19 protein-coding genes are annotated in these 22,208 nt (G+C 68.9%); 5 read left to right on the top strand and 14 right to left on the bottom strand.

Going from position 1 to position 22,208, the window contains the following annotated elements:
• Positions 1–5: 5 nt before the first annotated feature.
• The 3 genes from ACWA7K_RS04485 to ACWA7K_RS04475 form a co-directional block, all read right to left on the bottom strand.
• Positions 6–752, bottom strand: a complete 747-nt coding sequence (locus ACWA7K_RS04485; RefSeq protein WP_456166046.1) for a YybH family protein — start codon at positions 750–752, stop codon at positions 6–8.
• A gap of 24 nt (positions 753–776) precedes the next feature.
• The gene (locus ACWA7K_RS04480; RefSeq protein WP_456166044.1) at positions 777–2,153 is read right to left on the bottom strand and encodes a tetratricopeptide repeat protein; all 1,377 of its coding nucleotides are present in this window, start codon (positions 2,151–2,153) and stop codon (positions 777–779) included.
• A gap of 283 nt (positions 2,154–2,436) precedes the next feature.
• Entirely contained in the window at positions 2,437–3,966 is a 1,530-nt protein-coding gene (locus tag ACWA7K_RS04475; protein ID WP_456166042.1) for a methyl-accepting chemotaxis protein, read from the bottom strand.
• Between the two features lie 232 nt (positions 3,967–4,198).
• Here ACWA7K_RS04475 and ppk2 point away from each other — a divergent pair, with 232 nt between their 5' ends.
• A complete protein-coding gene (gene ppk2 / locus ACWA7K_RS04470; RefSeq protein WP_456166040.1) occupies positions 4,199–5,362 on the top strand; it encodes a polyphosphate kinase 2 in 1,164 nt (387 codons plus the stop codon).
• 19 nt (positions 5,363–5,381) lie between these two features.
• Here the strand turns inward: ppk2 and ribA are convergent, their stop codons facing one another.
• The 11 genes from ribA to scpA all read right to left on the bottom strand — a co-directional run bounded on the left by ribA (position 5,382) and on the right by scpA (position 17,737).
• Positions 5,382–6,023 (bottom strand): GTP cyclohydrolase II, encoded by a 642-nt coding sequence (gene ribA / locus ACWA7K_RS04465; RefSeq protein ID WP_456166038.1) that lies wholly within the window; start codon positions 6,021–6,023, stop codon positions 5,382–5,384.
• Between the two features lie 14 nt (positions 6,024–6,037).
• Positions 6,038–6,904 carry a pseudouridine synthase gene (locus ACWA7K_RS04460; RefSeq protein ID WP_456166036.1) on the bottom strand — a complete coding sequence of 289 codons (867 nt, stop codon included), beginning with the start codon at positions 6,902–6,904 and terminating at the stop codon, positions 6,038–6,040.
• A 50-nt stretch (positions 6,905–6,954) separates the two neighbouring features.
• Positions 6,955–8,853, bottom strand: a complete 1,899-nt coding sequence (locus ACWA7K_RS04455; protein WP_456166034.1) for a propionate--CoA ligase — start codon at positions 8,851–8,853, stop codon at positions 6,955–6,957.
• A 163-nt stretch (positions 8,854–9,016) separates the two neighbouring features.
• On the bottom strand, positions 9,017–9,478 hold the full coding sequence (locus tag ACWA7K_RS04450) for a VOC family protein (protein ID WP_456166032.1): 462 nt from the start codon (positions 9,476–9,478) through the stop codon (positions 9,017–9,019).
• Complete coding sequence (locus ACWA7K_RS04445) at positions 9,475–9,855, bottom strand: PIN domain-containing protein (RefSeq protein WP_456166030.1); 381 nt, start codon at positions 9,853–9,855, stop codon at positions 9,475–9,477. The genes ACWA7K_RS04450 and ACWA7K_RS04445 overlap by 4 nt, the downstream gene beginning before the upstream one ends.
• A complete protein-coding gene (locus tag ACWA7K_RS04440) occupies positions 9,852–10,145 on the bottom strand; it encodes an AbrB/MazE/SpoVT family DNA-binding domain-containing protein (protein WP_456166028.1) in 294 nt (97 codons plus the stop codon). The genes ACWA7K_RS04445 and ACWA7K_RS04440 overlap by 4 nt, the downstream gene beginning before the upstream one ends.
• Before the next feature lie 73 nt (positions 10,146–10,218).
• On the bottom strand, positions 10,219–12,306 hold the full coding sequence (locus tag ACWA7K_RS04435; protein WP_456166026.1) for an acetyl-CoA carboxylase biotin carboxylase subunit: 2,088 nt from the start codon (positions 12,304–12,306) through the stop codon (positions 10,219–10,221).
• A 25-nt stretch (positions 12,307–12,331) separates the two neighbouring features.
• Complete coding sequence (locus ACWA7K_RS04430) at positions 12,332–13,864, bottom strand: acyl-CoA carboxylase subunit beta (protein ID WP_456166024.1); 1,533 nt, start codon at positions 13,862–13,864, stop codon at positions 12,332–12,334.
• A 91-nt stretch (positions 13,865–13,955) separates the two neighbouring features.
• The gene (gene meaB, locus ACWA7K_RS04425) at positions 13,956–15,002 is read right to left on the bottom strand and encodes a methylmalonyl Co-A mutase-associated GTPase MeaB (protein ID WP_456166022.1); all 1,047 of its coding nucleotides are present in this window, start codon (positions 15,000–15,002) and stop codon (positions 13,956–13,958) included.
• A gap of 7 nt (positions 15,003–15,009) precedes the next feature.
• Positions 15,010–15,498, bottom strand: coding sequence for a GNAT family N-acetyltransferase (locus ACWA7K_RS04420; protein WP_456166020.1), 489 nt, complete (start codon positions 15,496–15,498; stop codon positions 15,010–15,012).
• A 73-nt stretch (positions 15,499–15,571) separates the two neighbouring features.
• Positions 15,572–17,737, bottom strand: coding sequence for a methylmalonyl-CoA mutase (scpA, locus tag ACWA7K_RS04415; protein WP_456166018.1), 2,166 nt, complete (start codon positions 17,735–17,737; stop codon positions 15,572–15,574).
• A gap of 111 nt (positions 17,738–17,848) precedes the next feature.
• Between scpA and ACWA7K_RS04410 the strand changes: the two genes are divergently transcribed.
• The 4 genes from ACWA7K_RS04410 (at position 17,849) to ACWA7K_RS04395 (ending at position 22,170) form a co-directional block, all read left to right on the top strand.
• Positions 17,849–18,580: a GntR family transcriptional regulator gene (locus ACWA7K_RS04410; RefSeq protein WP_456166016.1), complete on the top strand. Its 732-nt coding sequence runs from the start codon at positions 17,849–17,851 to the stop codon at positions 18,578–18,580.
• Positions 18,581–18,721: 141 nt separating this feature from the next.
• The gene (sucC, locus tag ACWA7K_RS04405) at positions 18,722–19,882 is read left to right on the top strand and encodes an ADP-forming succinate--CoA ligase subunit beta (protein ID WP_456164004.1); all 1,161 of its coding nucleotides are present in this window, start codon (positions 18,722–18,724) and stop codon (positions 19,880–19,882) included.
• Positions 19,883–19,913: 31 nt separating this feature from the next.
• Positions 19,914–20,807: a succinate--CoA ligase subunit alpha gene (gene sucD, locus ACWA7K_RS04400; protein WP_456164002.1), complete on the top strand. Its 894-nt coding sequence runs from the start codon at positions 19,914–19,916 to the stop codon at positions 20,805–20,807.
• Between the two features lie 226 nt (positions 20,808–21,033).
• Positions 21,034–22,170 (top strand): efflux RND transporter periplasmic adaptor subunit, encoded by a 1,137-nt coding sequence (locus ACWA7K_RS04395; protein ID WP_456166014.1) that lies wholly within the window; start codon positions 21,034–21,036, stop codon positions 22,168–22,170.
• The last annotated feature ends 38 nt before the right edge of the window (positions 22,171–22,208 follow it).

Raw genomic sequence — 22,208 nt, 5'->3', positions numbered from 1 at the left:
GAGGGTCAGGATTCGCGCACGATCAACCAGCGATCCTGGCCGACACGTTCGAGGGTCAGGGTCTTGCGCGTGGTTTCCTGCAGCGCATCAGAGCGGTAGCGCTGCAGGAAAGTGACACGGGCCTTGTCAGCGTCGCGTTCAACCTCGATGTCACTCAACTCCACCCGGATCAGGCGGCGTGACTCAATTCGGTAGCGGCGCTCACGTTCCCAATTATTCCGGTCACCGGCCGGCCCTGCATAGTGGTCTGCATACGACGCCAGGTACGCGGCCACGTCGCGGCGGCTCCAGGCCTCGGCCCAGTTCTCGACCGCATCGCGGATCCGGCTCTCCATCGCAGCCACATCGACGCCCGGGATGTCCGCGGCCGGTGCGGCGGCGACCGGTGCGGTGACCGGGGCGACAACCGTCGCGACAGAGGGCGGCGAAACCGGGGCGCTCGCGCGCATCGGCACGACGCGGGCGGGCGTGGCCAAGGCGCCGACTCGTTCGGCATGCGCTTCGGACGTCAGGCGCGTGCCGACCAGGACCATCGCGACCGCCAGTCCGACGCCACCCATCCAGACCGCCCGCGACACCGCCGCCGAAGGCTGCAGGTTGATCCGCAGGCTCGGCAGTTCCACCCCTGGCCGCTGCGTCCCGCGCACGGCCAGCACGGCATCCAGCGCACGCTCGCGCAGGCGGATGCGACGCTTCACGGCACCGCGGACGGGGACGTTGTATTCAACGGTGAACAGGGCATGCAACTTCATGGCGATGGCTCCGGTTACGGGCATTCAGTTCGTGTTGCCCGACGTTTCCTGCTCGATCCGCCACTGCCCGGATGGCAGCCGCCGCAGCGTCAGCGTCTTGCGGCTGACGGCTTGCAGGATTTCGGATCGGTAGTCCTGGCGCATGCGGGCAACCGCACGGTCGCCACGCACGTCGATGGTGATGTCGGTCAGGGCGACGCGGATCTCGCGCCGACCCAGGATGCGGTCGCGCCGCTCGCGTTCCCAGTCGGCCCGGCTGGCGGACTGGCCGCGGTAGTCGTCGGCATAGGCGGCCATGTAGGCCTCGAGATCGCGGCGGCTCCAGGCGGCCGCCCAGGCCAGCACGGCCGAGCGGATCTCGTCCTGCCCGGCCGGAACCGGTGCGGCGGCCGGGGCCGGAGCCGGGGTGGACACCACGGTCGGCGCGGGCACGGGCTTCTCGGCAACTTTCTCGACTGGCTTCTCGATCGGCTTCTCGACCGCCTTGGGCGCCGGCTTCTCGGCCTCTTTCGGGGCCACCACGGGCGCTGCGGAGGCCACCACGGGGGTCGGCGCCGGCGCCGGGGTCGGCGCGGGCGAAGGTGCGGCAGCGGTCGGTTGCACCGGAGCGGGCGCTGGCGCTGGCGCTGGCGCTGGCGCTGGTGCGGGTGCGGGTGCGGGTGCGGGTGCGGGTGCGGGTGCCGCCAGGGCCACCACCACTGGTGCGGGCGCCGCCGCCGGGCGAGCGGCCGCCGTGGAGGGGCCGAGACGACGCCAGGGCGGGGTGTCGATCGGTCCGGACGCCAGCCGCCAGTCGGCCGCCAGCCCTGCGGCGACGGCCGCGTTGGGTGCCGCAGCCGCAGTCGACGAACCGGCCTTGCGCAGCAGGGCCAGCCGTGGCGCGGAGACGTTCGTGCGCTCCAGCACCGGGAAGGCCTTGTGGTAGCGCTCGCGCGCCAGGTAGACCTGCAGATTGCCCAGGTTGCGGTAGAGCGCCGCAGTTTCGGCACTGGCGCGCAGGCCTTGTTCGAGCACGTCCCGGGCCTGTTCATGCAGCCCTTGCGAACTCAGGACAACCGCCAGATTGTTATAGGCCGAGGGCATTTCCGGATGGTCTTCGATCAGTTTGCGATACACCTTCGCCGCCTCATCCAGACGGCCCAGCTGGGTCAATGCGACGCCTCGCAGGAATTGCGCTGCGGCGCTTCGTGACGCGCCCGCCGCATCCAGCGACTGGAGCGCCTCCCGCAGTCGGCCCTGGGCGATCAGGTCGTCGACCTCACCGGCGCGGCCGGTTCCGGCGACGACCGTCAGGGCGGCGCACGCACACAGGTGCAGCAGCCGGAGGGTCAGTGGACGGATCGGTTCAGGACGCAGCGGACGGGCAGGACGAGGTACGGAAACGGACACAGGCAGGGGCACGACAGCTTTCGGACACGGACTCTCGCGCCACGGCCACCCGCTGCCTGATAGCACGGTGCGGACCTTGGCCTGCCCAGGGGCAGACAGGCGAGTCGCCACGTCCGAATTATTGCATCGACGACGAAAGATACTCATTGGGATACCAATATCAGGAATAACCTAGATATTTTGCAAGCCAATTCCTAGTTTCGTCCAGAAAATATCAACAATCCCATCTCGACCGACTGGAACCGGTCACCGGACTTGAAATATCCGGAAAGTCAGGTTTTCCTGAATGATGCGGTCACGCGACACGGAAGACGCCGACCGCCTCGACCAGGCGCTGCGCCTGCTGCTGCAGGGTCTGCGCGGCGGCCGCACTCTGCTCGACCAGCGCGGCGTTCTGCTGGGTCGCGTGGTCCATGTGCGTGACCGCCTCGCCGACCTGCGAGATGCCGCCGCTCTGCTCGACGCTGGCCTCGGTGATCTCGCCGACGATGTCGCTGACGCGGCGGATCGCCGCGACGATCTCGTCCATGGTGTGGCCGGCGGTGTCGACCAGTCGGGTGCCCTGCTCGACCTGGTCGACGCTGGCGGTGATCAGTCCCTTGATCTCGCGGGCCGCATCGGCGCTGCGCTGGGCCAGGCTGCGGACCTCGCTGGCGACGACCGCGAAACCGCGGCCCTGCTCGCCGGCCCGCGCCGCCTCGACGGCGGCGTTCAGCGCCAGGATGTTGGTCTGGAAGGCGATGCCGTCGATCACCGCGATGATGTCGGCGATCTTCTTGCTGCTCTCGTTGATGCCGCGCATCGTCGAGACGACCTGGCCGACCACCTCGCCGCCCTGGCTGGCGACGTGGGATGCGCCCAGCGCCAGCTGGTTGGCCTGACGCGCGTTGTCGGTGTTGTTGCGCACGGTGGCGCTGAGCTGTTCCATCGTCGCGGCGGTCTGCTGCAGCGCGCTGGCCTGCTGCTCGGTGCGCTGGCTCAGGTCGCTGTTGCCGTGCGCGATCTGGGTGCTCGCGCTGGCCACCTCGTCGGCGTTGTGCTTGACCTCCTGCACGATGCGGCCGAAGCTGGACTGCATCGCCGACAGCGATTCCAGCAGGCGACGGGTCTCGTCGTTGCCGGTCGGATGCACCCGCACGCCCAGGTCGCCCTGCGCGATCTGCACCGCGACGTCGACCGCATGGCCCATCGGCGCGGTCATGCGGCGGGCCAGCAGCAGCGCACCGGCGACGATCGCCAGCACCGCGCCGACCAGGCCAGCCAGCGTGACCCAGGCGGCGCTGGCCGTGGCGGCGGTGGCGGCCTCTGCGGCCGCCTTGCCGTCGGCCTCGATCAGCTCGCTGACGGCCGCCAGCGCGACCTCGAGTTCCTCGAAGGCCTGCTGCAGCTTGACGACCTCGCTGCGCGCAGCGTCGAGGTCGCCGGATGCCCCGCGCACGACCTGCCGCGCCGCCTCCAGGTACTTCTCGACCTGGGGGCCGGCCAGCATCAGCGCGGCCGAGGCCTCGGTGCTGATGTTGGCCTGCGCCAGCTGGTCGAGCGCCCCCTTCATGGTCTTCTCGTGTTCGGCCAGCCCTTCGGCGGCCGACTTGATCTTGCCCTCGTCGTGCTCCAGCGCCCCCAGCATCGCGAGCTGGCCGTCACCGCGGATGGCGTCGTGCATCATGTCCGCGAGCTGACTGGCCTGCAGGGCCTGGGCCGACTCGATCGAATGGACCACGGCGACGCTCACGCGCTGCGTGCCGTACAGGCCCACGCCGCCGGCCAGGACAGCGGCCGACGCGCCAGCGGCACCGAGCAGCAGGATCTGGGTTCTCAGCTTCATCGAACGCTCCCTCGTGTCGCATCGGGCGACGTTGGCTGCCGTGGCGATCGACTTGATCCACCTCAAGGCCGGACGCGTCCAGCCGTGGCAATGGGCGGATTGTTCAGAACCGCACCGGGGCCGATCGTTGCAGTTCAGGGCGAAACCGGGCGCTTCTCTGCGGTCGAAACGGCTGCAGCGAGCGGGTGACTGCCTAACATGGGCTCGTTGCCCGCCCCCAGGAGATCCCACGATGGCCACACGCAAACGGACGCCCCCGCAGGTCAGCCCGACCCCGATCCACGCCGCGCCGCCGGCACTCCCGGCACCGTCGCGCAACCGCGCCACCGAGCGCGAGCGGTATGCCGTGCAGGCGGCGGAGGACGCCGCCCACGTGGTGCAACACGAGGTCGTGCAGGACATGGTCGACCGGGCGATGCACGAGGGCGTGGGCACGCCCGCCCGGGCCGACCTGCTGCGCCAGGTGCAGGCGCTGATCGACGGCGCCGCGCCGGACGACATCGCCGCGCTGCGGCGCTCGCTGGCTCCGCCGCGCCGCGCCTTGCCCGGCGCGCCGGACCCGGACCTGGTGCTGTCGGCCGGCTGGCGCGAGGGCGCCTACCCGTATCGCCACCTGCTGTCACGCAAGACCTACGAGAAGCAGAAGTACCGCCTGCAGGTCGAGCTGCTGAAGCTGCAGGCCTGGGTCAAGGAGACCGGGGCGCGGGTGGTGATCCTGTTCGAGGGCCGCGACGCCGCCGGCAAGGGCGGCGCGATCAAGCGCTTCATGGAACACCTGAATCCGCGCGGCGCGCGCGTCGTGGCGCTGGAGAAGCCCAGCGAGGTCGAACGCGGCCAGTGGTACTTCCAGCGCTACATCTCGCACCTGCCGACGCGCGGCGAGATCGTGCTGTTCGACCGCAGCTGGTACAACCGCGCCGGCGTCGAGCGGGTCATGGGCTTCTGCACCAACGCCGAATACGACGAGTTCCTGCGCCAGGCGCCCGAGTTCGAACGCCAGCTGGTGCGCTCGGGCGTCCACCTGTTCAAGTTCTGGTTCTCGGTCAGCCGCAGCGAGCAGCGTCGCCGCTTCAAGGAACGCAAGCTGCACCCGCTCAAGCAGTGGAAGCTCAGCCCGATCGACACGGCCTCGCTCGACAAGTGGGACGACTACACCCGCGCCAAGGAGGCCATGTTCCTGCACTGCGACACGGCCGATGCGCCGTGGACGGTGATCAAGAGCGATTGCAAGAAACGCGCGCGCCTGAACGCGATGCGCTACGTGCTGCACCGCATGCCCTATGCGCGCAAGGACCTGGCGGCGATCGGCCCGGTCGACCCGCTGATCGTCGGCCGGCCGTCGCTGGTGCCCAGCAGCCTGGGCGAGGACCTGCTGGCGATGAACGGGGCCGGCTGAGCGCCGGCCGGGGGCGCCGTCAGTCGCTGACCGGGTGGCCCAGCAGGTGGCCCAGGCGGTCGCGCTTGGTGCCGAGGTAGGCGGCGTTCTCGGGGTGTTCGCCGGCCTCGTGCGGCTCGCGCGAGACGACCTCCAGCCCCTGTTCGCGCAGCGCCAGCAGCTTGAGCGGGTTGTTGCTCATCAGCCGGACCGAGCGGGCGCCCAGCAGCTGCAGGATCGCCGCCGCCGCCTCGTAACGACGCGCGTCGACCGGATGGCCCAGCGCCAGGTTGGCGTCAACCGTGTCGAGGCCCTGGTCCTGCAGCGCATAGGCCCGCAGCTTCTCGATCAGGCCGATGCCGCGGCCCTCGTGGCCGCGCATGTAGATCACCACGCCGCGGCCCTCGGCTGCGATGCGGTCCATCGCCTTGTGCAGCTGCGGCCCGCAGTCGCAACGCAGCGAGCCGAGGATGTCGCCGGTGAAACATTCGGAATGGACCCGCACCAGCACGCCCGGCACCGACAGGTCGCCCAGGTGGACCGCCAGGTGTTCGATGCCGCTGCGCGTCTCGATGAAGGACGAGAGCTGGAAGCCGCCGTGGGAGGTCGGCATGCGCACGCTCGGGCCGGCCTGCACGCAGGGGGTGGGCACGGGCGCGTCGCGGGATTCGTCGGGGGTCATCAAGGCATCGTGTGTCATGTCAGCCCGGGATTGTCCGGTGTTTGCCCGTCCCGGGTGGTGACGCCGGACGGCAGACCTGCGGGCGCGGCGGCACCGCCCTCGATGCGGCCCAGGACATGGCGCTGCGGGCCGGTCAGCCCGAGCCAGTCGGCCAGCGCGGCCACCTGCTCCGGCCGGGTCGAGACAAAGGCCGTGCCGTCCCACTGCAGGCCGCTGTCGACCTGCACCGGCTGGCCCGTCAGCGGGTGTTCGAAGGCGAGCGACTGCGCATGCAGCCACAGCCGCTGCAGGCCGATGCGTTCGGCCCACCAGCGGTTCAGCGGGCCCTTGCCGTGGGTCGCATCGCCCAGGATCGGATGGGCCAGGTGCTTCAGATGGCGCCGGATCTGATGGCGCCGGCCGGTCACCGGCAGCGCCTCGACCAGCGCGCTGCGCGTGGCCGCGTGGCGCGGGTCGAAGGCCTCGTCACGCGTGAAGGCGGCCAGTTGCCGGAAGCGCGTCAGCGCCGGCTGCGCCGGGGCATCGGGCGGCGCGTCATCAGGTCGCAGCGGGTGGTCGACCTCGACCGCCGCGGGCGCCCAGCCGCGCACCAGCGCGAGGTAACGCTTGCGGATCCGATGGCCGGCAATCAGCGCCGACATCGCCCGCGCCGCCTCGGCATGCAGCGCCAGCAGCAGCACGCCGCAGGTGCCCTTGTCGAGCCGGTGGACCGGGTGGACATGCCGCCCGCCGAGCTGGCCGCGCAGCGTCTGCACGACAAAGCGCGTCTCGCCCGCGTCCAGCCCGGTGCGGTGTACCAGCCAGCCGGCCGGCTTGTGGACCGCGACGAGGTGCTCGTCGCGCCAGAGGATGGGCAGATCGGTGCCGCTGCGCTCGTGCATCGCGCCAGCTTAGCCGGCGCGATGCACGCCGGTCGAATCAGGCTGGTCGATCAGGCCGGTCGGACCATGTCCTTGATCTGCGCCAGCGCGGCCGGGTCTTCCATCGTCGTCAGGTCACCGGCGTCACGGCCTTCGCAGACCGCCTGGATCGCGCGGCGCAGCACCTTGCCCGAGCGGGTCTTGGGCAGCACGGTGACGAACTTGACCATCGCCGGGCGGGCGACCGCGCCGAGCTGGCCGTCGACGACCTTCATGATCTCGGCCTCCAGCGCCTTGGCCGCTTCCGGCGTCGCCGCGCGGCTGACGTCCTTCAGCACCGCGAAGGCGACCGCGACCTGGCCCTTGAGCTGGTCGGCCACGCCCACCACCGCGACCTCGGCCACGTTGGCGTGGCTGGAGATGCTCTCCTCGATCTCGCGGGTGCCCAGGCGGTGACCGGCCACGTTGATGACGTCGTCGGTGCGGCCCAGGATGAAGAAGTAGCCGTCGGCGTCCTTCACGCCCCAGTCGAAGGTCGAGTACATGACCTTGCCGTGGATGCTCGACCAGTAGGTGCTGACGTAGCGCTTGTCGTCGCCCCAGACGGTCTGCAGGCAGCCCGGCGGCAGGGGGCCTTCGACGGCGATGACGCCCTTCTGGTCCGGCTCGGTGATCTCGGCGCCGGTGCTCTCGTCGATCAGCTTGACGTCGTAGCCGTAGACCGCCTTGCCGGGCGAGCCGAACTTGGTCGGCGCGGGCTCGACGCCGTTGCAGATGGCCATGATCGGCCAGCCGGTCTCGGTCTGCCAGTAGTTGTCGATGATGGGCTTGTTGAGCTCGCCGCCGATCCACGTCGCGGTCGGCTCGTCCAGCGGCTCGCCGGCCAGGAACAGCGCCCGAAGCGACGACAGGTCGTACTTCTTCAGATAGGCCGGATCCTGCTTTTTGAGCACGCGCGCGGCGGTCGGGGCGCTGAACATCACGGTGACCTTGTACTTCTCGACCAGGCTCCACCAGATGCCGGCGTCCGGCCGGATCGGCAGGCCCTCGTACATGATCGTGGCCATGCCGTTGATCAGCGGGCCGTAGATGATGTAGCTGTGGCCCACCACCCAGCCGATGTCGCTGGTGCTGAAGTAGGTCTCGCCCGGGTTGCCCATGTAGATGTGTTTCATGGACGCCGCGAGCGCGACGGTGTAGCCGGCCGTGTCGCGCTGCACGCCCTTGGGCTTGCCGGTCGTGCCCGAGGTGTAGAGGATGTAGCTCGGATGGGTCGACTCGACCCACTCGCAGGGCACGACGGTGTCCATGTGCTGCGCGCGCAGCTCGGCGTAGTCGACGTCACGGCCGTCGACGCGGGCGTAGTCGGCCAGGCCGCGGTTGACCATCACGACCTTGGCCGGCTTGTGGGTCGACAGGCTGATGGCCTCGTCCAGCAGGTGCTTGTAGGGCACCGACTTGCCGCCGCGCATGCCGGCGTCGGCGCTGACGATGAGGGTCGGTTGCGCATCGTCGATGCGGCTGGCCAGCGAGTGGCTGGCAAAGCCGCCGAACACCACCGAATGGATCGCGCCGATGCGCACCGCCGCCAGCATCGCGAAGGCGGCCTCGGCAATCATCGGCATGTAGATCAGCACGCGGTCGCCCTTCTTGACGCCCAGCGCGCGGTAGATCGCGGCCATGCGCTGCACCTCGGCATGCAGCTCGCGGTAGCTGTAGGCCTTCTCGGTGTCGGTCTCGGTCGACACGAAGATCAGCGCGTTCTGGTCGGCCCGGTCCTTCAGGTGCCGGTCGACCGCGTTGTGGCACAGGTTGGTCTGCCCGCCCGCGAACCAGCGCGCGAACGGCGGGTTGGTGTAGTCGCAGACCTGGTCATACGGCTTGTGCCAGTCGATCAGCTCGGCCTGCTCGGCCCAGAAGCCGTCTCGGTCCTGGATGGAGCGGCGGTGGAATTCGGCGAAATTCGTCATGGCGAGATGTCTCCTGGGCAACAGGCCTGGATTTCAGCGCCGGCGGCTGACATGCCCCTGTCAACCGACGCTGGAAACGACACCGGGATCCGCGATGTCGACAAGCGCCTTGCTCGTGTTCATCGGGGATCCCGGCGATCAGGGGGTGATGCGGGTGGCCGCTTCAGCCCAGCGCCGCCACCACCTCCGGCGGCGCCTGCACCAGCTCGATCAGCACGCCCTCGCCGCCCAGCGGGAACTCGTCGTTGCCCTTGGGGTGGATGAAGGTGATGTCGTGGCCGGCGGCGCCCTTGCGGATGCCGCCCGGCGCGAAGCGCACGCCGTTGGCGGTCATCCACTCGACCGCCTTGGGCAGGTCGTCGACCCACAGGCCGACATGGTTCAGCGGCGTGGTGTGCACGGCCGGCTTCTTGTCCGGATCGAGCGGCTGCATCAGGTCGACCTCGACGGCGGTCGCGCCGCTGCCGAGCGCGCAGATGTCCTCGTCGACGTTCTCGCGTTCGCTGACGAAGGTGCTCTTGACGGTCAGGCCGAGCATGTCGACCCACAGGGCCTTGAGCCGGTCCTTGCTCGCACCGCCGATGGCGATCTGCTGAATGCCGAGGATCTTGAAGGGTTTGCTCATGATGGTTGCTTGGGTCTGAAGACCACGCCAGGCAGACCTTGCAGGTCGACATCCTGGGTGTAGAGAGCCGCACCGTGGGTCTGTGCGGTTTGCCAGATGATGGCGTCGGCCATGGCCAGTCGATATCGCACCGCCGCGCTGGCTGCCAGCCGATGAAGCGCGCCGTCGGCGGGCGCGGGCCGTGCCAACGACATGAAGGCGAATCCTCTGGCTTCCATTTCCGGACCGTAGAGGTGCATCAGCCGCCGGCAGACTTCGTACACCACGATGCCAGGCACGAGGACCTGCTGGGTGTCTTCGATCGCCTCGGCGAAAAAGTTGGCGTTGGCGTCGCCTGCAAAGTAGGACAGCCACCCACAGGAATCCACGACGATCATGGCTTGTCGCCTGGATCCGAGGCCCGTACCCACGGCGCGTCTGGCAACGGCTCACAGCCACCGGGCCAGTCGGGGCCTTCCGGATCGGAAGTGACTTGGGCGAGGTCCACGCCTGGAATGGGCGGGAGGAATCCACGCGCCGAACGGATGTCCAGTTCCGGTTCGACGACCACGCGCCCCGCACCATCCAGGCGGACGTCCACCCTCTGACCGGGACGGAGCTTCAGGGCTTCGCGTATCGCCTTGGGTATGACGATCTGAAATTTGGGAGAAACGGCGACACTCGTCATGCAAGACCACCTTCGTAAAACGATCCAAGAATCGTAGCACCGGAGGTTTTCGTCATACGGATCGCCAGTTCCCTCACTCGAACGACAGGATCGGCTGGTCCACCGACAGGCTCTCGCCCTTGTTGGCCAGCACCGACTTGACGACGCCGTCCTGCTGCGCGACGAGGATGTTCTCCATCTTCATGGCCTCGATGACGGCAAGCTTCTCGCCGGCCAGCACCTTCTGGCCGACCTGCACCGCGACGTCGGCCAGCAGGCCGGGCATCGGCGACAGCAGCAGCTTGCTGGTGTCGGGCGGGGCCTTGTAGGGCATCAGCTTCATCAGCTCGGCCGCGCGCGGTGCCAGCACCAGCGCGTCGATCTGCGTGCCGTTGTGGGCCACGCGGATGGCCAGCGGGCGCTTGGCCGATCCCTGCTCGACCTGGGCGGTGAACGGCTTGCCGTTGACCGCGCCGGTCATCATCAGGTCGCCGAGCTTGGTGTGGCTGCGGATCGCGTAGGTGCGGGCCGACTCGCCCTCGCCGACCACCACGTTGGCGCTGCAGGCCACCGGGTCGTAGGCGCTGACGTTGACGGGGTGGTAGGCGTGCTTGCCTTGCGCGCCCATGACGGCGACGACGAAGTCCGGCGCGATGGTCACGCCGTGGCCGGGCAGCTGGCCGGTGATGCCGGCGGCGCGCTGGCGGGCCTTTCGGCGCACGAAGGCGGCCAGCGCGACGAGGAACAGCGGGTCGTCGTGCGGCACGTCCTCGGCCCGGAAGCCCTTGGCGTAATGCTCGGCGATGAAGCCGGTGTTGAACTCGCCGGTGACGAACTTCGGATGCGCCAGCAGCGCAGCCTGGAACGGGATGTTGCTGCTGATGCCGCGGATCACGAAGCCGTTGAGCGCCTCGCGCATCTTGGCGATCGCGTCCTGGCGGTCGCGGCCGTGCACGATGAGCTTGGCGATCATCGAGTCGTAGAACATCGGGATCTCGCCGCCTTCGTAGACGCCGGTGTCGACCCGCACGCCGCCGAACTGGCCGCCCGCGTAGGCGGGGCCCTGCAGCGTCTCGGTGCCCTGCACCAGATCGGCCTTCGGCGGCTGGTAGCGCACCAGCCGGCCGGTCGACGGCAGGAAGTTGCGGAACGGGTCCTCGGCGTTGATGCGGCACTCGATGGCCCAGCCCTGGCGCGGGATGTCGGCCTGGCCGAACGACAGCTTCTCGCCGGCGGCCACTCGGATCATCTGCTCGACCAGGTCCAGCCCGGTGATGCACTCGGTGACCGGGTGTTCGACCTGCAGACGCGTGTTCATCTCCAGGAAGTAGAAGTCCTGGTCCTTGCCGACGACGAACTCGACCGTGCCGGCGCTCTGGTACTTGACCGCCTTGGCCAGCGCCACGGCCTGCTCGCCCATCGCCTGGCGGGTCGCGTCGCTGATGAAGGGGCTCGGCGCCTCCTCGATCACCTTCTGGTGACGGCGCTGGATCGAGCACTCGCGCTCGTGCAGGTAGACCACGTTGCCGTGGCTGTCGCCCAGCACCTGGATCTCGATGTGGCGCGGCTCCAGCACGTACTTCTCGATGAACACGCGGTCATCGCCGAAGCTGTTGCGGGCCTCGTTGCGGCAGGACGAGAAGCCCTCGAAGGCCTCCTTGTCGTTGAAGGCCACGCGCAGGCCCTTGCCGCCGCCGCCGGCCGACGCCTTGATCATCACCGGGTAGCCGATGCCCTTGGCGATCTCGACGGCGCGCTCGGCCGATTCGATCGCGTCGTTCCAGCCGGGGATGGTGTTGACGCGGGCCTCGTTGGCCAGCTTCTTCGAGGCGATCTTGTCGCCCATCGCGGCGATCGAGTAGTGCTTCGGGCCGATGAAGGTGATGCCTTCTTCCTCGCAGCGGCGGGCGAAGTCCTCGTTCTCGGACAGGAAGCCGTAGCCCGGGTGCACGGCCTGCGCGCCGGTCTGCTTGCAGGCCGCGATGATCTTGTCGGCCACGAGATAGGACTCGCGCGACGGCGCCGGGCCGAGCAGCACGGACTCGTCGGCCAGCTCGACGTGGCGGGCGTCCTTGTCGGCCTCGGAATAGACGGCGACGGTCTGGATGCCCATCTTGCGGGCGGTCTGGATGACGCGGCAGGCGATCTCGCCCCGGTTCGCGATCAGGATCTTGGTGAACATGGTTTTCTTCTCCTGGTCCGGCGGCTCAGAGGGGGATGTTCCCGTGCTTGCGCCACGGGTTCTCGACCTTCTTGTCCTTGAGCATCGTGAGCGAGCGGCAGATGCGCTTGCGCGTCTCGTGCGGCTGGATCACGTCATCGATGAAGCCGCGCGAGCCGGCCACGAACGGGTTGGCGAAACGGGCCTTGTATTCGGCTTCCTTGGCAGCCAGCTTGGCCGGGTCGCCCTTGTCCTCGCGGAAGATGATCTCGACGGCGCCCTTGGCGCCCATCACCGCGATCTCGGCATTCGGCCACGCGAAGTTGACGTCGCCACGCAGGTGCTTGGAGGCCATCACGTCATAGGCACCGCCATAGGCCTTGCGGGTGATGACGGTGACCTTGGGCACCGTGCACTCGGCATAGGCGTAGAGCAGCTTGGCGCCGTGCTTGATGATGCCGCCGTACTCCTGCGAGGTGCCGGGCATGAAGCCGGGCACGTCGACGAAGGTGATCACCGGGATGTTGAAGGCATCGCAGAAGCGCACGAAGCGGGCCGCCTTGATGCTGCTCTTGATGTCCAGGCAGCCGGCCAGCACCAGCGGGTTGTTGGCGACGATGCCGACCGTCTGGCCTTCCATGCGCGCCATGCCGATGACGATGTTGGCGGCGTAGTCGGGCTGCAGCTCGAAGAAGTCGCCGTCGTCGACCACCTTGGTGATCAGCTCCTTGATGTCATAGGGCTTGTTCGGGTTGTCCGGCACCAGCGTGTCGAGCGACGGATCGAGCCGGCCGGCCGGGTCGCCGCTCGGACGATGCGGAGCCTTCTCGCGGTTGTTCAGCGGCAGGTAGTTGAAGAAGCGGCGCAGCATCAGCAGCGCCTCGACGTCGTTCTCGAAGGCCAGGTCGGCCACGCCCGACTTGGTCGTGTGGGTCGACGCGCCGCCCAGTTCCTCGGCGGTCACTTCCTCGTGCGTCACGGTCTTCACGACCTCGGGGCCGGTGACGAACATGTAGGACGAGTCCTTCACCATGAAGATGAAGTCGGTCATGGCCGGCGAATACACCGCGCCGCCCGCGCTCGGGCCCATGATCATGCTGATCTGCGGGATCACGCCGGAGGCCATCGCGTTGCGCTGGAACACCTCGGCATAACCGCCCAGCGAGGCCACGCCTTCCTGGATGCGCGCGCCGCCCGAGTCGTTCAGGCCGATCACCGGCGCACCGACCTTCATCGCCTGGTCCATCACCTTGCAGATCTTCTCGGCGTGCGACTCGCTCAACGCGCCGCCGAAGACGGTGAAGTCCTGGCTGTACACGAACACCAGGCGGCCGTTGATCATCCCGTAGCCGGTCACGACGCCGTCGCCGGGGATCTTGTTGTCGGCCATGCCGAACTCGACGCAGCGGTGCTCGACGAACATGTCCCATTCCTCGAACGTGCCCTCGTCGAGCAGCAGCTCGAGGCGCTCGCGCGCGGTCAGCTTGCCCTTGGCGTGCTGGGCATCGATGCGCTTCTGACCCCCGCCCAGACGGGCCTTGGCGCGCTTCTCTTCGAGCATCTGCTGGATGTCGTGCATGTGTCTTGCTCCTCGTCGGGAGGTGGTTGGATCGAAAGGAAAACGAAGAAGGTTGAACGGTGAACGTGCGGGGGCTCAGGCCATCAAGTCATCAAGCCATCAGGTCCAGCAGCCGCCGCGCCGCGACCGAGGCCGCGAGCCGGCCGTCGCGGACCGCCTCGACGCTGTCGGGCAGTTGCGCCTGCACGGCGGCATGGGCCTTGAAGCGGGCCCGCAGGCCGGCCTCGATGCGCTCCCACATCCACGCCAGCGACTGCTGCTGGCGGCGCTGCGCGAGCCGGCCGTTGGCCGTCTGCAGCGTGCGGAAACGCGAGACGCAGTCCCAGAACGGGGCCAGGCCCTGCTGCTTGAGCGCACTCAGTTGAATGACCTCGGGATGCCAGATCTGCTGGTCGTGATGCGCATGGTCCGGATGCCCGTGCATGCCCAGCAGCCGCAGTGCCGACGTGATCTGCGCCCGGGCCCGCGTGGCGGCGTTCTCGTCGAGGTCGGCCTTGTTGATGACGACCAGGTCGGCCAGCTCCATCACGCCCTTCTTGATCGCCTGCAGGTCGTCGCCGGCATTGGGCAACTGCAGCAGCACGAACATGTCGGTCATGGCCGAGACGTCGGTCTCGCTCTGGCCGACGCCGACGGTCTCGACGATGACGATGTCGTGGCCGGCCGCCTCGGCCAGCAGCATCGACTCGCGCGTCTTCTCGGCCACGCCGCCGAGCGTGCCGCTCGAAGGGCTCGGCCGGATGTAGGCCTGCGGGTTCACCGACAGCTGTTCCATGCGGGTCTTGTCGCCCAGGATGGAACCGCCCGAGACGCTCGACGACGGGTCGACCGCCAGCACCGCGACGCGATGTCCCAGGCCGATCAGGTACAGGCCCAGCGCCTCGATGAAGGTGCTCTTGCCGACACCCGGCACGCCCGAGATGCCCAGCCGGAACGACCGCCCGCTGTGCGGCAGCAGCGTGTTGAGCAGTGCGTCGCCCCGGGCACGGTGATCGGGCCGGGTCGACTCCAGCAGCGTGATGGCCTTGGCCAGCGCGCGCCGGCGCGGCGCCTCGGCGCCCTGCAGCAGCGCGTCGGCCAGGGCCTGGTCGGCAGCCGGGAGCGCGGGCATCGCGGCACTGGAGGTGGGTTCGGACATCGGCGCGTCAGTTGATCGGGTCGTCGCTGGCCGGTTGGGCCGGGCGGCGGAAGTACAGGTCCCACTCGCCCTCGGCCTGCAGCACGAAGCCGTGGCGTTCGTAGAAGCGGGTCGCGTCGCTGTGCTTGAGGGCGGTCACGCTGACCGGGCTGGACGCGGCATCGGCCTCGGCCAGCACCTGGCGCATCACCCAGGCGCCGATGCCCTCGCGCTGGGCGCTGGGGTGGATGTAGAGGTGGTCGAGCAGCAGGTCCTGCTCGCGCGGGATCACGACCACGAAGCCGACCAGTTCGCCGTCGCGCAGGATGTGGCGGGTGTGGGCCGGGTTGTAGCCGCGGCTCAGGCGCTCGCGGGCACGCTGCGGATCGAAGCGGCCGACCCGGTCGAGGCTCTCGCGCATGGCGGCCATGCGCAGCGCCAGCAACCCCTCGAAGTCGCCTTCACCGGCGGGCATCAGGGTCAGCCGGGCGGTCGGATAGGTCGGGGCGCTGGACATGGCGAGGACGTGAATGGTCGCGACCCGGCGAGTGTCCGTCAGCGCCCGCGCCGTGGCGTGGCTCACCACGTGATCAGGCGGTGGCGCTGCCGACGGCGGCGCGGATCTGCTCCAGCACCGTCTTGGCCGACGCCGGAATCGGCGTGCCCGGGCCGAAGATGCCCTTGACGCCCGCGTCGTAGAGGTAGCCGTAGTCCTGCTGCGGGATCACCCCGCCGACGAACACGATGATGTCGTCGGCGCCCTGGTCCTTCAGCGCGGCGATGATGGCCGGCACCAGCGTCTTGTGGCCGGCCGCCAGCGTCGACACGCCCACCGCGTGCACGTCGTTCTCGATCGCCTGGCGGGCGCATTCCTCGGGGGTCTGGAACAGCGGGCCCATGTCGACGTCGAAGCCCAGGTCGGCATAGGCGGTGGCGACGACCTTGGCGCCGCGGTCGTGGCCGTCCTGGCCGAGCTTGGCGATCATCACGCGCGGGCGGCGGCCCTGTTCCTCGGCGAAGGCGGCGATCTCGGTCTGCAGCTGGGCCCAGCCTTCGGCCGAGTCGTAGGCGGCGGCGTAGACACCGGTGACCTTCTGGATGTCGGCGCGGTGGCGGCCGAAGACGAGCTCCAGCGCATCGCTGATCTCGCCGACCGTGGCGCGCAGCCGCATCGCCTGGATCGACAGGTCGAGCAGGTTGCCCTGGCCGCTGCGCGCGGCATCGGTCAGCGCGGCCAGCGCGGCCTGGACCTTGGCGCTGTCGCGGCTGGCGCGGATCTGCTGCAGGCGGGCGATCTGGCCGTCGCGCACGCGGACGTTGTCGACCTCGAGGATGTCGATGGCGTCCTGCTGCTTCAGCTTGTACTTGTTGACGCCGACGATCACGTCGCGGCCGGAGTCGATGCGGGCCTGCTTCTCGGCCGCGCTGGCCTCGATCTTCAGCTTGGCCCAGCCGCTGTCGACGGCCTTGGTCATGCCGCCCATCGCCTCGACCTCCTCGATGATGGCCCAGGCCTGGTCGGCCATGTCCTGCGTGAGCTTCTCCATCATGTAGGAGCCCGCCCACGGGTCCACGACGTTGGTGATGTGGGTCTCTTCCTGGATGATCAGCTGCGTGTTGCGGGCGATGCGGGCGCTGAACTCGGTGGGCAGCGCGATGGCCTCGTCGAAGCTGTTGGTGTGCAGGCTCTGGGTGCCGCCGAACACCGCCGCCATCGCCTCGATGGTGGTGCGCACGACGTTGTTGTACGGGTCCTGCTCGGTCAGCGACCAGCCCGAGGTCTGGCAGTGCGTGCGCAGCATCAGGCTCTTGGGGTTCTGCGCGTTGAAGCCCTTCATGATCCGGCACCACAGCAGGCGCGCGGCCCGCATCTTGGCGATCTCCAGATAGAAGTTCATGCCGATGGCCCAGAAGAAGCTCAGGCGGCCGGCGAAGGCGTCGACATCGAGGCCCTTGGCCAGGGCGGTCTTGACGTACTCCTTGCCGTCGGCCAGCGTGAAGGCCAGTTCGAGCGCCTGGTTCGCGCCCGCTTCCTGCATGTGATAGCCGCTGATCGAGATCGAGTTGAACTTCGGCATCTTCTGGGCCGTGTACTCGATGATGTCGCCGATGATCTTCATCGACGGCTCGGGCGGGTAGATGTAGGTGTTGCGGACCATGAACTCCTTGAGGATGTCGTTCTGGATGGTCCCGCTCAGCAGCTCCTGCGACACGCCCTGTTCCTCGGCCGCGACGACGTAGCCGGCCAGCACCGGCAGCACCGCGCCGTTCATCGTCATCGACACCGAGACCTTGTCCAGCGGGATGCCGTCGAACAGGATCTTCATGTCCTCGACCGAATCGATCGCCACGCCGGCCTTGCCGACGTCGCCGGTCACGCGCGGATGGTCGCTGTCATAGCCCCGGTGCGTGGCCAGGTCGAAGGCGACCGAGACGCCCTGCCCGCCGGCGGCCAGCGCCTTGCGATAGAAGGCGTTCGATTCCTCGGCAGTCGAGAAGCCGGCGTACTGGCGGATGGTCCACGGCCGCACCGCATACATCGTCGCCTGCGGGCCGCGGATGAAGGGCTCGAAGCCCGGCAGCGTGTCGGTGTGCGGCAGGTCGGCGATGTCGGCGGCCGTGTACAGCGGCTTGACGGTGATGCCCTCGGGCGTCACCCAGTCCAGCTTGCCCAGGTCACCGCCCGGTGCCGACTTGGCGGCCGCCTTGGCCCACTGGTCGAGGTTGGCGGGCTTGAACTCGGGGGACTGGGACATGGGGCTTCCTGCGGTCTGGAGATGACGGGGCGTCAAGGCGGTGAGGACGGCGGTGCGGGCGGCGGTACGTAGGCGGTGCGGACCGGTGTCCGGCGTTGCCAAGCATGATACATGATGCATAATTATGAATTCAAGATCCCCCGACACCTGAAGTCCTCACCGCCTGACGCCGTCAGCACACCCACCGTGGCCCTCCCCCTCGCCCTTGCCGAGTCCCAGCTGTCCCCGCGCGCCCTGTACCAGGACGTCGCCGAGCGGCTGCGCCAGCAGATCTTCAACCGCGAGCTCGAACCCGGCAGCTGGATCGACGAGCAGAAGCTCGCGTCCGACTACGGCATCAGCCGCACGCCGCTGCGAGAGGCGCTGAAGGTGCTGGCGGTCGAGGGGCTGGTGACGATGAAGGTGCGCCGCGGCGCCTACGTCACCGAGATGTCGACCGAGGACGTGCGGCAGGTCTACCACCTGCTCGCGCTGCTCGAGAGCGACGCGGCGGCCTCGGTCGCCCGCCATGCCGACGAGGCCCAGCTGGCCAGCCTGCGTTCGCTGCACGAGCAGCTCGAGCGCGAGGTTCACCAGCGCGAGTTCTTCTTCGCCACCAACGAGGCCTTCCACATGCAGATCCTGGCGCTGGCGGGCAACCGCTGGCAGCAGCAGATGATCAGCGACCTGCGCAAGGTCATGAAGCTCAACCGCCACCACTCGCTGTTCAAGGAGGGCCGCCTGGTCGAGTCCCTCGACGAGCACCGGGCCATCATGCGGGCCTTCGAGGCCCGCGATGCCGAGGCGGTGCGCCGCCTGATGCAGGCGCATTTCGACAACGGCCTGGCGGCCGCGGCGGCCTGATGCCGCAGCCGCCCGCACTTCTCAGCTTGAGGTCAGCTTGACCCCGCACAGTTCCGCCCGCCACGCCTGCCCCGGCCGGCCGGACCGAACGGGTCCGACCGCCCCGCCAGCCTTCCCCATCCCCCAAGAGGAGCGATCCCAGTGAAGATCCACGAGTACCAAGGCAAGGAAATCCTGCGCCAGTTCGACGTGCCGGTGCCCCGCGGCTATCCGGCGTTCACGGTCCAGGAGGCGGCCGAGGCCGCGCAGAAGCTGGGCGGCCCGGTGTGGGTGGTCAAGGCCCAGATCCACGCCGGTGGCCGTGGCAAGGGCGGCGGCGTCAAGCTCGCGCGCTCGATGGACGACCTGCAGACGCTGGCCGGCCAGATCCTGGGCATGCAGCTGGTCACGCACCAGACCGGCCCGGAAGGCCAGAAGGTGCGTCGCCTCTACATCGAGGAAGGCGCCGACATCCGCAAGGAGTACTACGTCTCGCTGGTCACCGACCGCCAGAGCCAGAAGGTCGCCTTCATCGCGTCGAGCGAAGGTGGCATGGACATCGAGGAAGTCGCCCATTCGACCCCCGAGAAGATCATCACCGAGGTGATCGATCCGCTGACCGGCCTGGGTGCCGCGCAGGCCGAGAAGATCGCCCGCGCCATCGGCCTGGGTGACGTGTCGATCGCGCAGGCCGTCACGCTGTTCCAGAACCTGTACCGCTGCTACATGGAGACGGACGCCTCGCTGGTCGAGATCAACCCGCTGAACTGCGACTCGAACGGCAAGCTGATCGCGCTGGACGCCAAGTTCAACTTCGACAGCAACGCGCTGTTCCGCCACCCCGAGATCGTGGCCTACCGCGATCTGGACGAAGAGGATCCGGCCGAGGTCGAGGCCAGCAAGTTCGACCTGGCCTACATCAGCCTGGACGGCAACATCGGCTGCCTGGTCAACGGTGCCGGTCTGGCGATGGCCACGATGGACACCATCAAGCTGTTCGGCGGCGAGCCGGCCAACTTCCTGGACGTGGGCGGCGGGGCGACCGCCGAGAAGGTCACCGAGGCCTTCAAGATCATGCTCAAGAACAAGAGCGTCAAGGGCATCCTGGTCAACATCTTCGGCGGCATCATGAAGTGCGACACCATCGCCGAGGGTGTCATCACCGCCTGCAAGGCCGTGAACCTCAGCGTGCCGCTGGTGGTGCGCATGAAGGGCACCAACGAGGACCTGGGCAAGAAGATGCTGGCCGAGTCGGGCCTGCCGATCATCGCGGCCGACACGATGGCCGAAGCCGCCACCGCGATCGTCAACGCGGTCAAGTAAGCCCCCGCCCAGAGAACCAAGGAATCCAGACATGAGCATCCTCATCAACAAGGACACGCGCGTCATCACCCAGGGCATCACGGGCAAGACGGGCCAGTTCCACACGCTGGGCTGCCAGGCCTATGCCAACGGCAAGAACTGCTTCGTCGCGGGCGTGAACCCGAAGAAGGCGGGCGAGAAGTTCAGCGACATCCCCATCTACGCGACCGTCAAGGAAGCCGCGCAGGCGCAGGGCGCGACCGTCAGCGTGATCTACGTGCCGCCGGCGGGCGCGGCCGCCGCGATCTGGGAAGCGGTCGAGGCCGACCTGGACCTGGCCATCTGCATCACCGAAGGCATCCCCGTGCGGGACATGCTGGAAGTGCGCAACAAGATGAAGGCCAAGGAAGCCGCCGGCGGCAAGAAGACGCTGCTGCTGGGCCCGAACTGCCCCGGGCTGATCACGCCCGAGGAGATCAAGATCGGCATCATGCCGGGCCACATCCACCGCAAGGGCCGCATCGGCGTCGTGAGCCGCTCGGGCACGCTGACGTATGAAGCGGTGGCGCAGCTGACCGAGATCGGCCTGGGCCAGTCCAGCGCCGTGGGCATCGGCGGTGACCCGATCAACGGCCTGAAGCACATCGACGTGATGCGCGCCTTCAACGACGACCCGGACACCGACGCCGTGATCATGATCGGCGAGATCGGCGGCCCGGACGAGGCCGAGGCCGCGCAATGGTGCAAGGCCAACATGAAGAAGCCGATCGTGGGCTTCATCGCCGGCGTGACCGCCCCGGCCGGCAAGCGCATGGGCCACGCCGGCGCGCTGATCAGCGGCGGCGCCGACACGGCCGATGCCAAGCTCGCCATCATGGAAGAGTGCGGCTTCACCATCACCCGCAACCCGTCGGAGATGGGGCGGCTGCTCAAGGGCCTGATCTGATCGGCCTGATCTGACCGGGCTGATCTGATCGATCGGATCGGCCTGATCGGCTGATCCACACGAAGACCCCGTGCCGCGAGGCCGGGGTCTTCGTCGTTCCGGGCCGGGACGTTTCGCCACGAAGCTGACCCATCGCGCCAGTAAACTGCGCCGCGACAGTCGCCCTGCCAGCCCCTTGCGGGCCCCCCGTGCAGGTCGAGGCCTGAAGCCCCCTCCGATCGAAGCCATGCACCTGCCGACCCGCACCGCCCCCGCCCTTTCCGTTCTGCTGACCGCCGCCAGCCTGGCCCTGACCAGCCTGAGCCCCGCAGCACAGGCACAGGCGGTGGCCGCATCGGCACCGGCCAAGGCCGCCAAGGCGGCGCTCAGCGTCGAGGTGGTCAGCCCCGTCAAGGCGACGGTGCCGGTGACGCTGCAGGCCAACGGCAACATCGCCGCGTGGCAGGAAGCCAGCATCGGCGCCGAACTGGCCGGGCTGCGGCTGACCGAGGTGCTGGTCGACGTCGGTGATCGCGTCAGGCGCGGCCAGCTGCTGGCGGTGTTCGCCTCCGACACGCTGAAGGCCGATCTGGCCCAGCTCGAAGCCGCGCTGGCCCAGGCCCGTGCCGCCCTGGCCGATGCCACCGACAACGCCGAGCGGACCCGCAACCTGCGCGACACCGGCGTGCTGAGCGCCCAGCAGGTCCAGCAGGCCCTCAGCGGCGAGACCGCCGCGCAGGCCCGCGTGGCCGCCGCCGAGGCCGCCATCCAGCTGCAGAAGCTGCGTCTGGCGCAGACCCGCGTCAGCGCGCCGGACGACGGCGTGATCAGCGCCCGCAACGCCACGGTCGGCGCGATCGGTGGCGCCCAGGACCTGTTCAAGCTGATCCGCGCCGGCCGCCTCGAATGGCGCGCCGAGGTGCCCGCCGCCGACCTGGCGCGCCTGAAGGCCGGTGACAAGGCCGAGCTGAAGACACCCGGCGGTCGCAGCCTCGTCGGCAAGGTCCGCAAGGTCGCGCCGACCGTCGACGCGGCCAGCCGCAACGGCCTGGTCTACGTCGACCTGCCGGTCGGCCCCGAAGGCGATCTCAAGCCCGGCATGTTCGTGCGCGGCGACTTCGCCTTCGACAGCCGCGAGGCGCTGGTGCTGCCGGCCAGCGCGGTGCTGCTGCGTGACGGCCGCGCCGTCGTCATGCAGGTCGGCGACGACCAGAAGGTGACGCAGGTGGCCGTGCGCGTGCTGGCCCGGCTGGACCAGCGCGTCGCCGTCGACGGCATCGATGCCACGGCCCGCGTGGTGCGCCAGGGCGGCGCCTTCCTGAGCGACGGCGACACGGTGCGCACGGTGCAGGCCCCGGCCAAGCCCGCCGCGCCGAAGTCCTGAGCCCCGCCCCAGCCGACACGAGCACCGTCACGAGCCCC

The organism is Leptothrix mechoopdaensis (SeqCode) (assembly GCF_053893855.1).
The sequence above is the reverse complement of the archived record's forward strand: the minus strand, read 5'-3'. Positions and strand labels throughout refer to the sequence as shown.

Coding starts and splice junctions, on each gene's coding strand:
- ACWA7K_RS04450 (WP_456166032.1), bottom strand. CDS start 9,478: ATGAGCAAACCCTTCAAGATCCTCGGCATTCAGCAGATCGCCATCGGC.
- ACWA7K_RS04455 (WP_456166034.1), bottom strand. CDS start 8,853: ATGACGAATTTCGCCGAATTCCACCGCCGCTCCATCCAGGACCGAGAC.
- sucD (WP_456164002.1), top strand. CDS start 19,914: ATGAGCATCCTCATCAACAAGGACACGCGCGTCATCACCCAGGGCATC.
- ACWA7K_RS04410 (WP_456166016.1), top strand. CDS start 17,849: ATGATGCATAATTATGAATTCAAGATCCCCCGACACCTGAAGTCCTCA.
- scpA (WP_456166018.1), bottom strand. CDS start 17,737: ATGTCCCAGTCCCCCGAGTTCAAGCCCGCCAACCTCGACCAGTGGGCC.
- ppk2 (WP_456166040.1), top strand. CDS start 4,199: ATGGCCACACGCAAACGGACGCCCCCGCAGGTCAGCCCGACCCCGATC.
- ACWA7K_RS04440 (WP_456166028.1), bottom strand. CDS start 10,145: ATGACGAGTGTCGCCGTTTCTCCCAAATTTCAGATCGTCATACCCAAG.
- meaB (WP_456166022.1), bottom strand. CDS start 15,002: ATGTCCGAACCCACCTCCAGTGCCGCGATGCCCGCGCTCCCGGCTGCC.
- ACWA7K_RS04395 (WP_456166014.1), top strand. CDS start 21,034: ATGCACCTGCCGACCCGCACCGCCCCCGCCCTTTCCGTTCTGCTGACC.
- ACWA7K_RS04460 (WP_456166036.1), bottom strand. CDS start 6,904: ATGCACGAGCGCAGCGGCACCGATCTGCCCATCCTCTGGCGCGACGAG.
- ribA (WP_456166038.1), bottom strand. CDS start 6,023: ATGACCCCCGACGAATCCCGCGACGCGCCCGTGCCCACCCCCTGCGTG.
- ACWA7K_RS04475 (WP_456166042.1), bottom strand. CDS start 3,966: ATGAAGCTGAGAACCCAGATCCTGCTGCTCGGTGCCGCTGGCGCGTCG.
- ACWA7K_RS04430 (WP_456166024.1), bottom strand. CDS start 13,864: ATGCACGACATCCAGCAGATGCTCGAAGAGAAGCGCGCCAAGGCCCGT.
- ACWA7K_RS04420 (WP_456166020.1), bottom strand. CDS start 15,498: ATGTCCAGCGCCCCGACCTATCCGACCGCCCGGCTGACCCTGATGCCC.
- ACWA7K_RS04485 (WP_456166046.1), bottom strand. CDS start 752: ATGAAGTTGCATGCCCTGTTCACCGTTGAATACAACGTCCCCGTCCGC.
- ACWA7K_RS04435 (WP_456166026.1), bottom strand. CDS start 12,306: ATGTTCACCAAGATCCTGATCGCGAACCGGGGCGAGATCGCCTGCCGC.
- ACWA7K_RS04445 (WP_456166030.1), bottom strand. CDS start 9,855: ATGATCGTCGTGGATTCCTGTGGGTGGCTGTCCTACTTTGCAGGCGAC.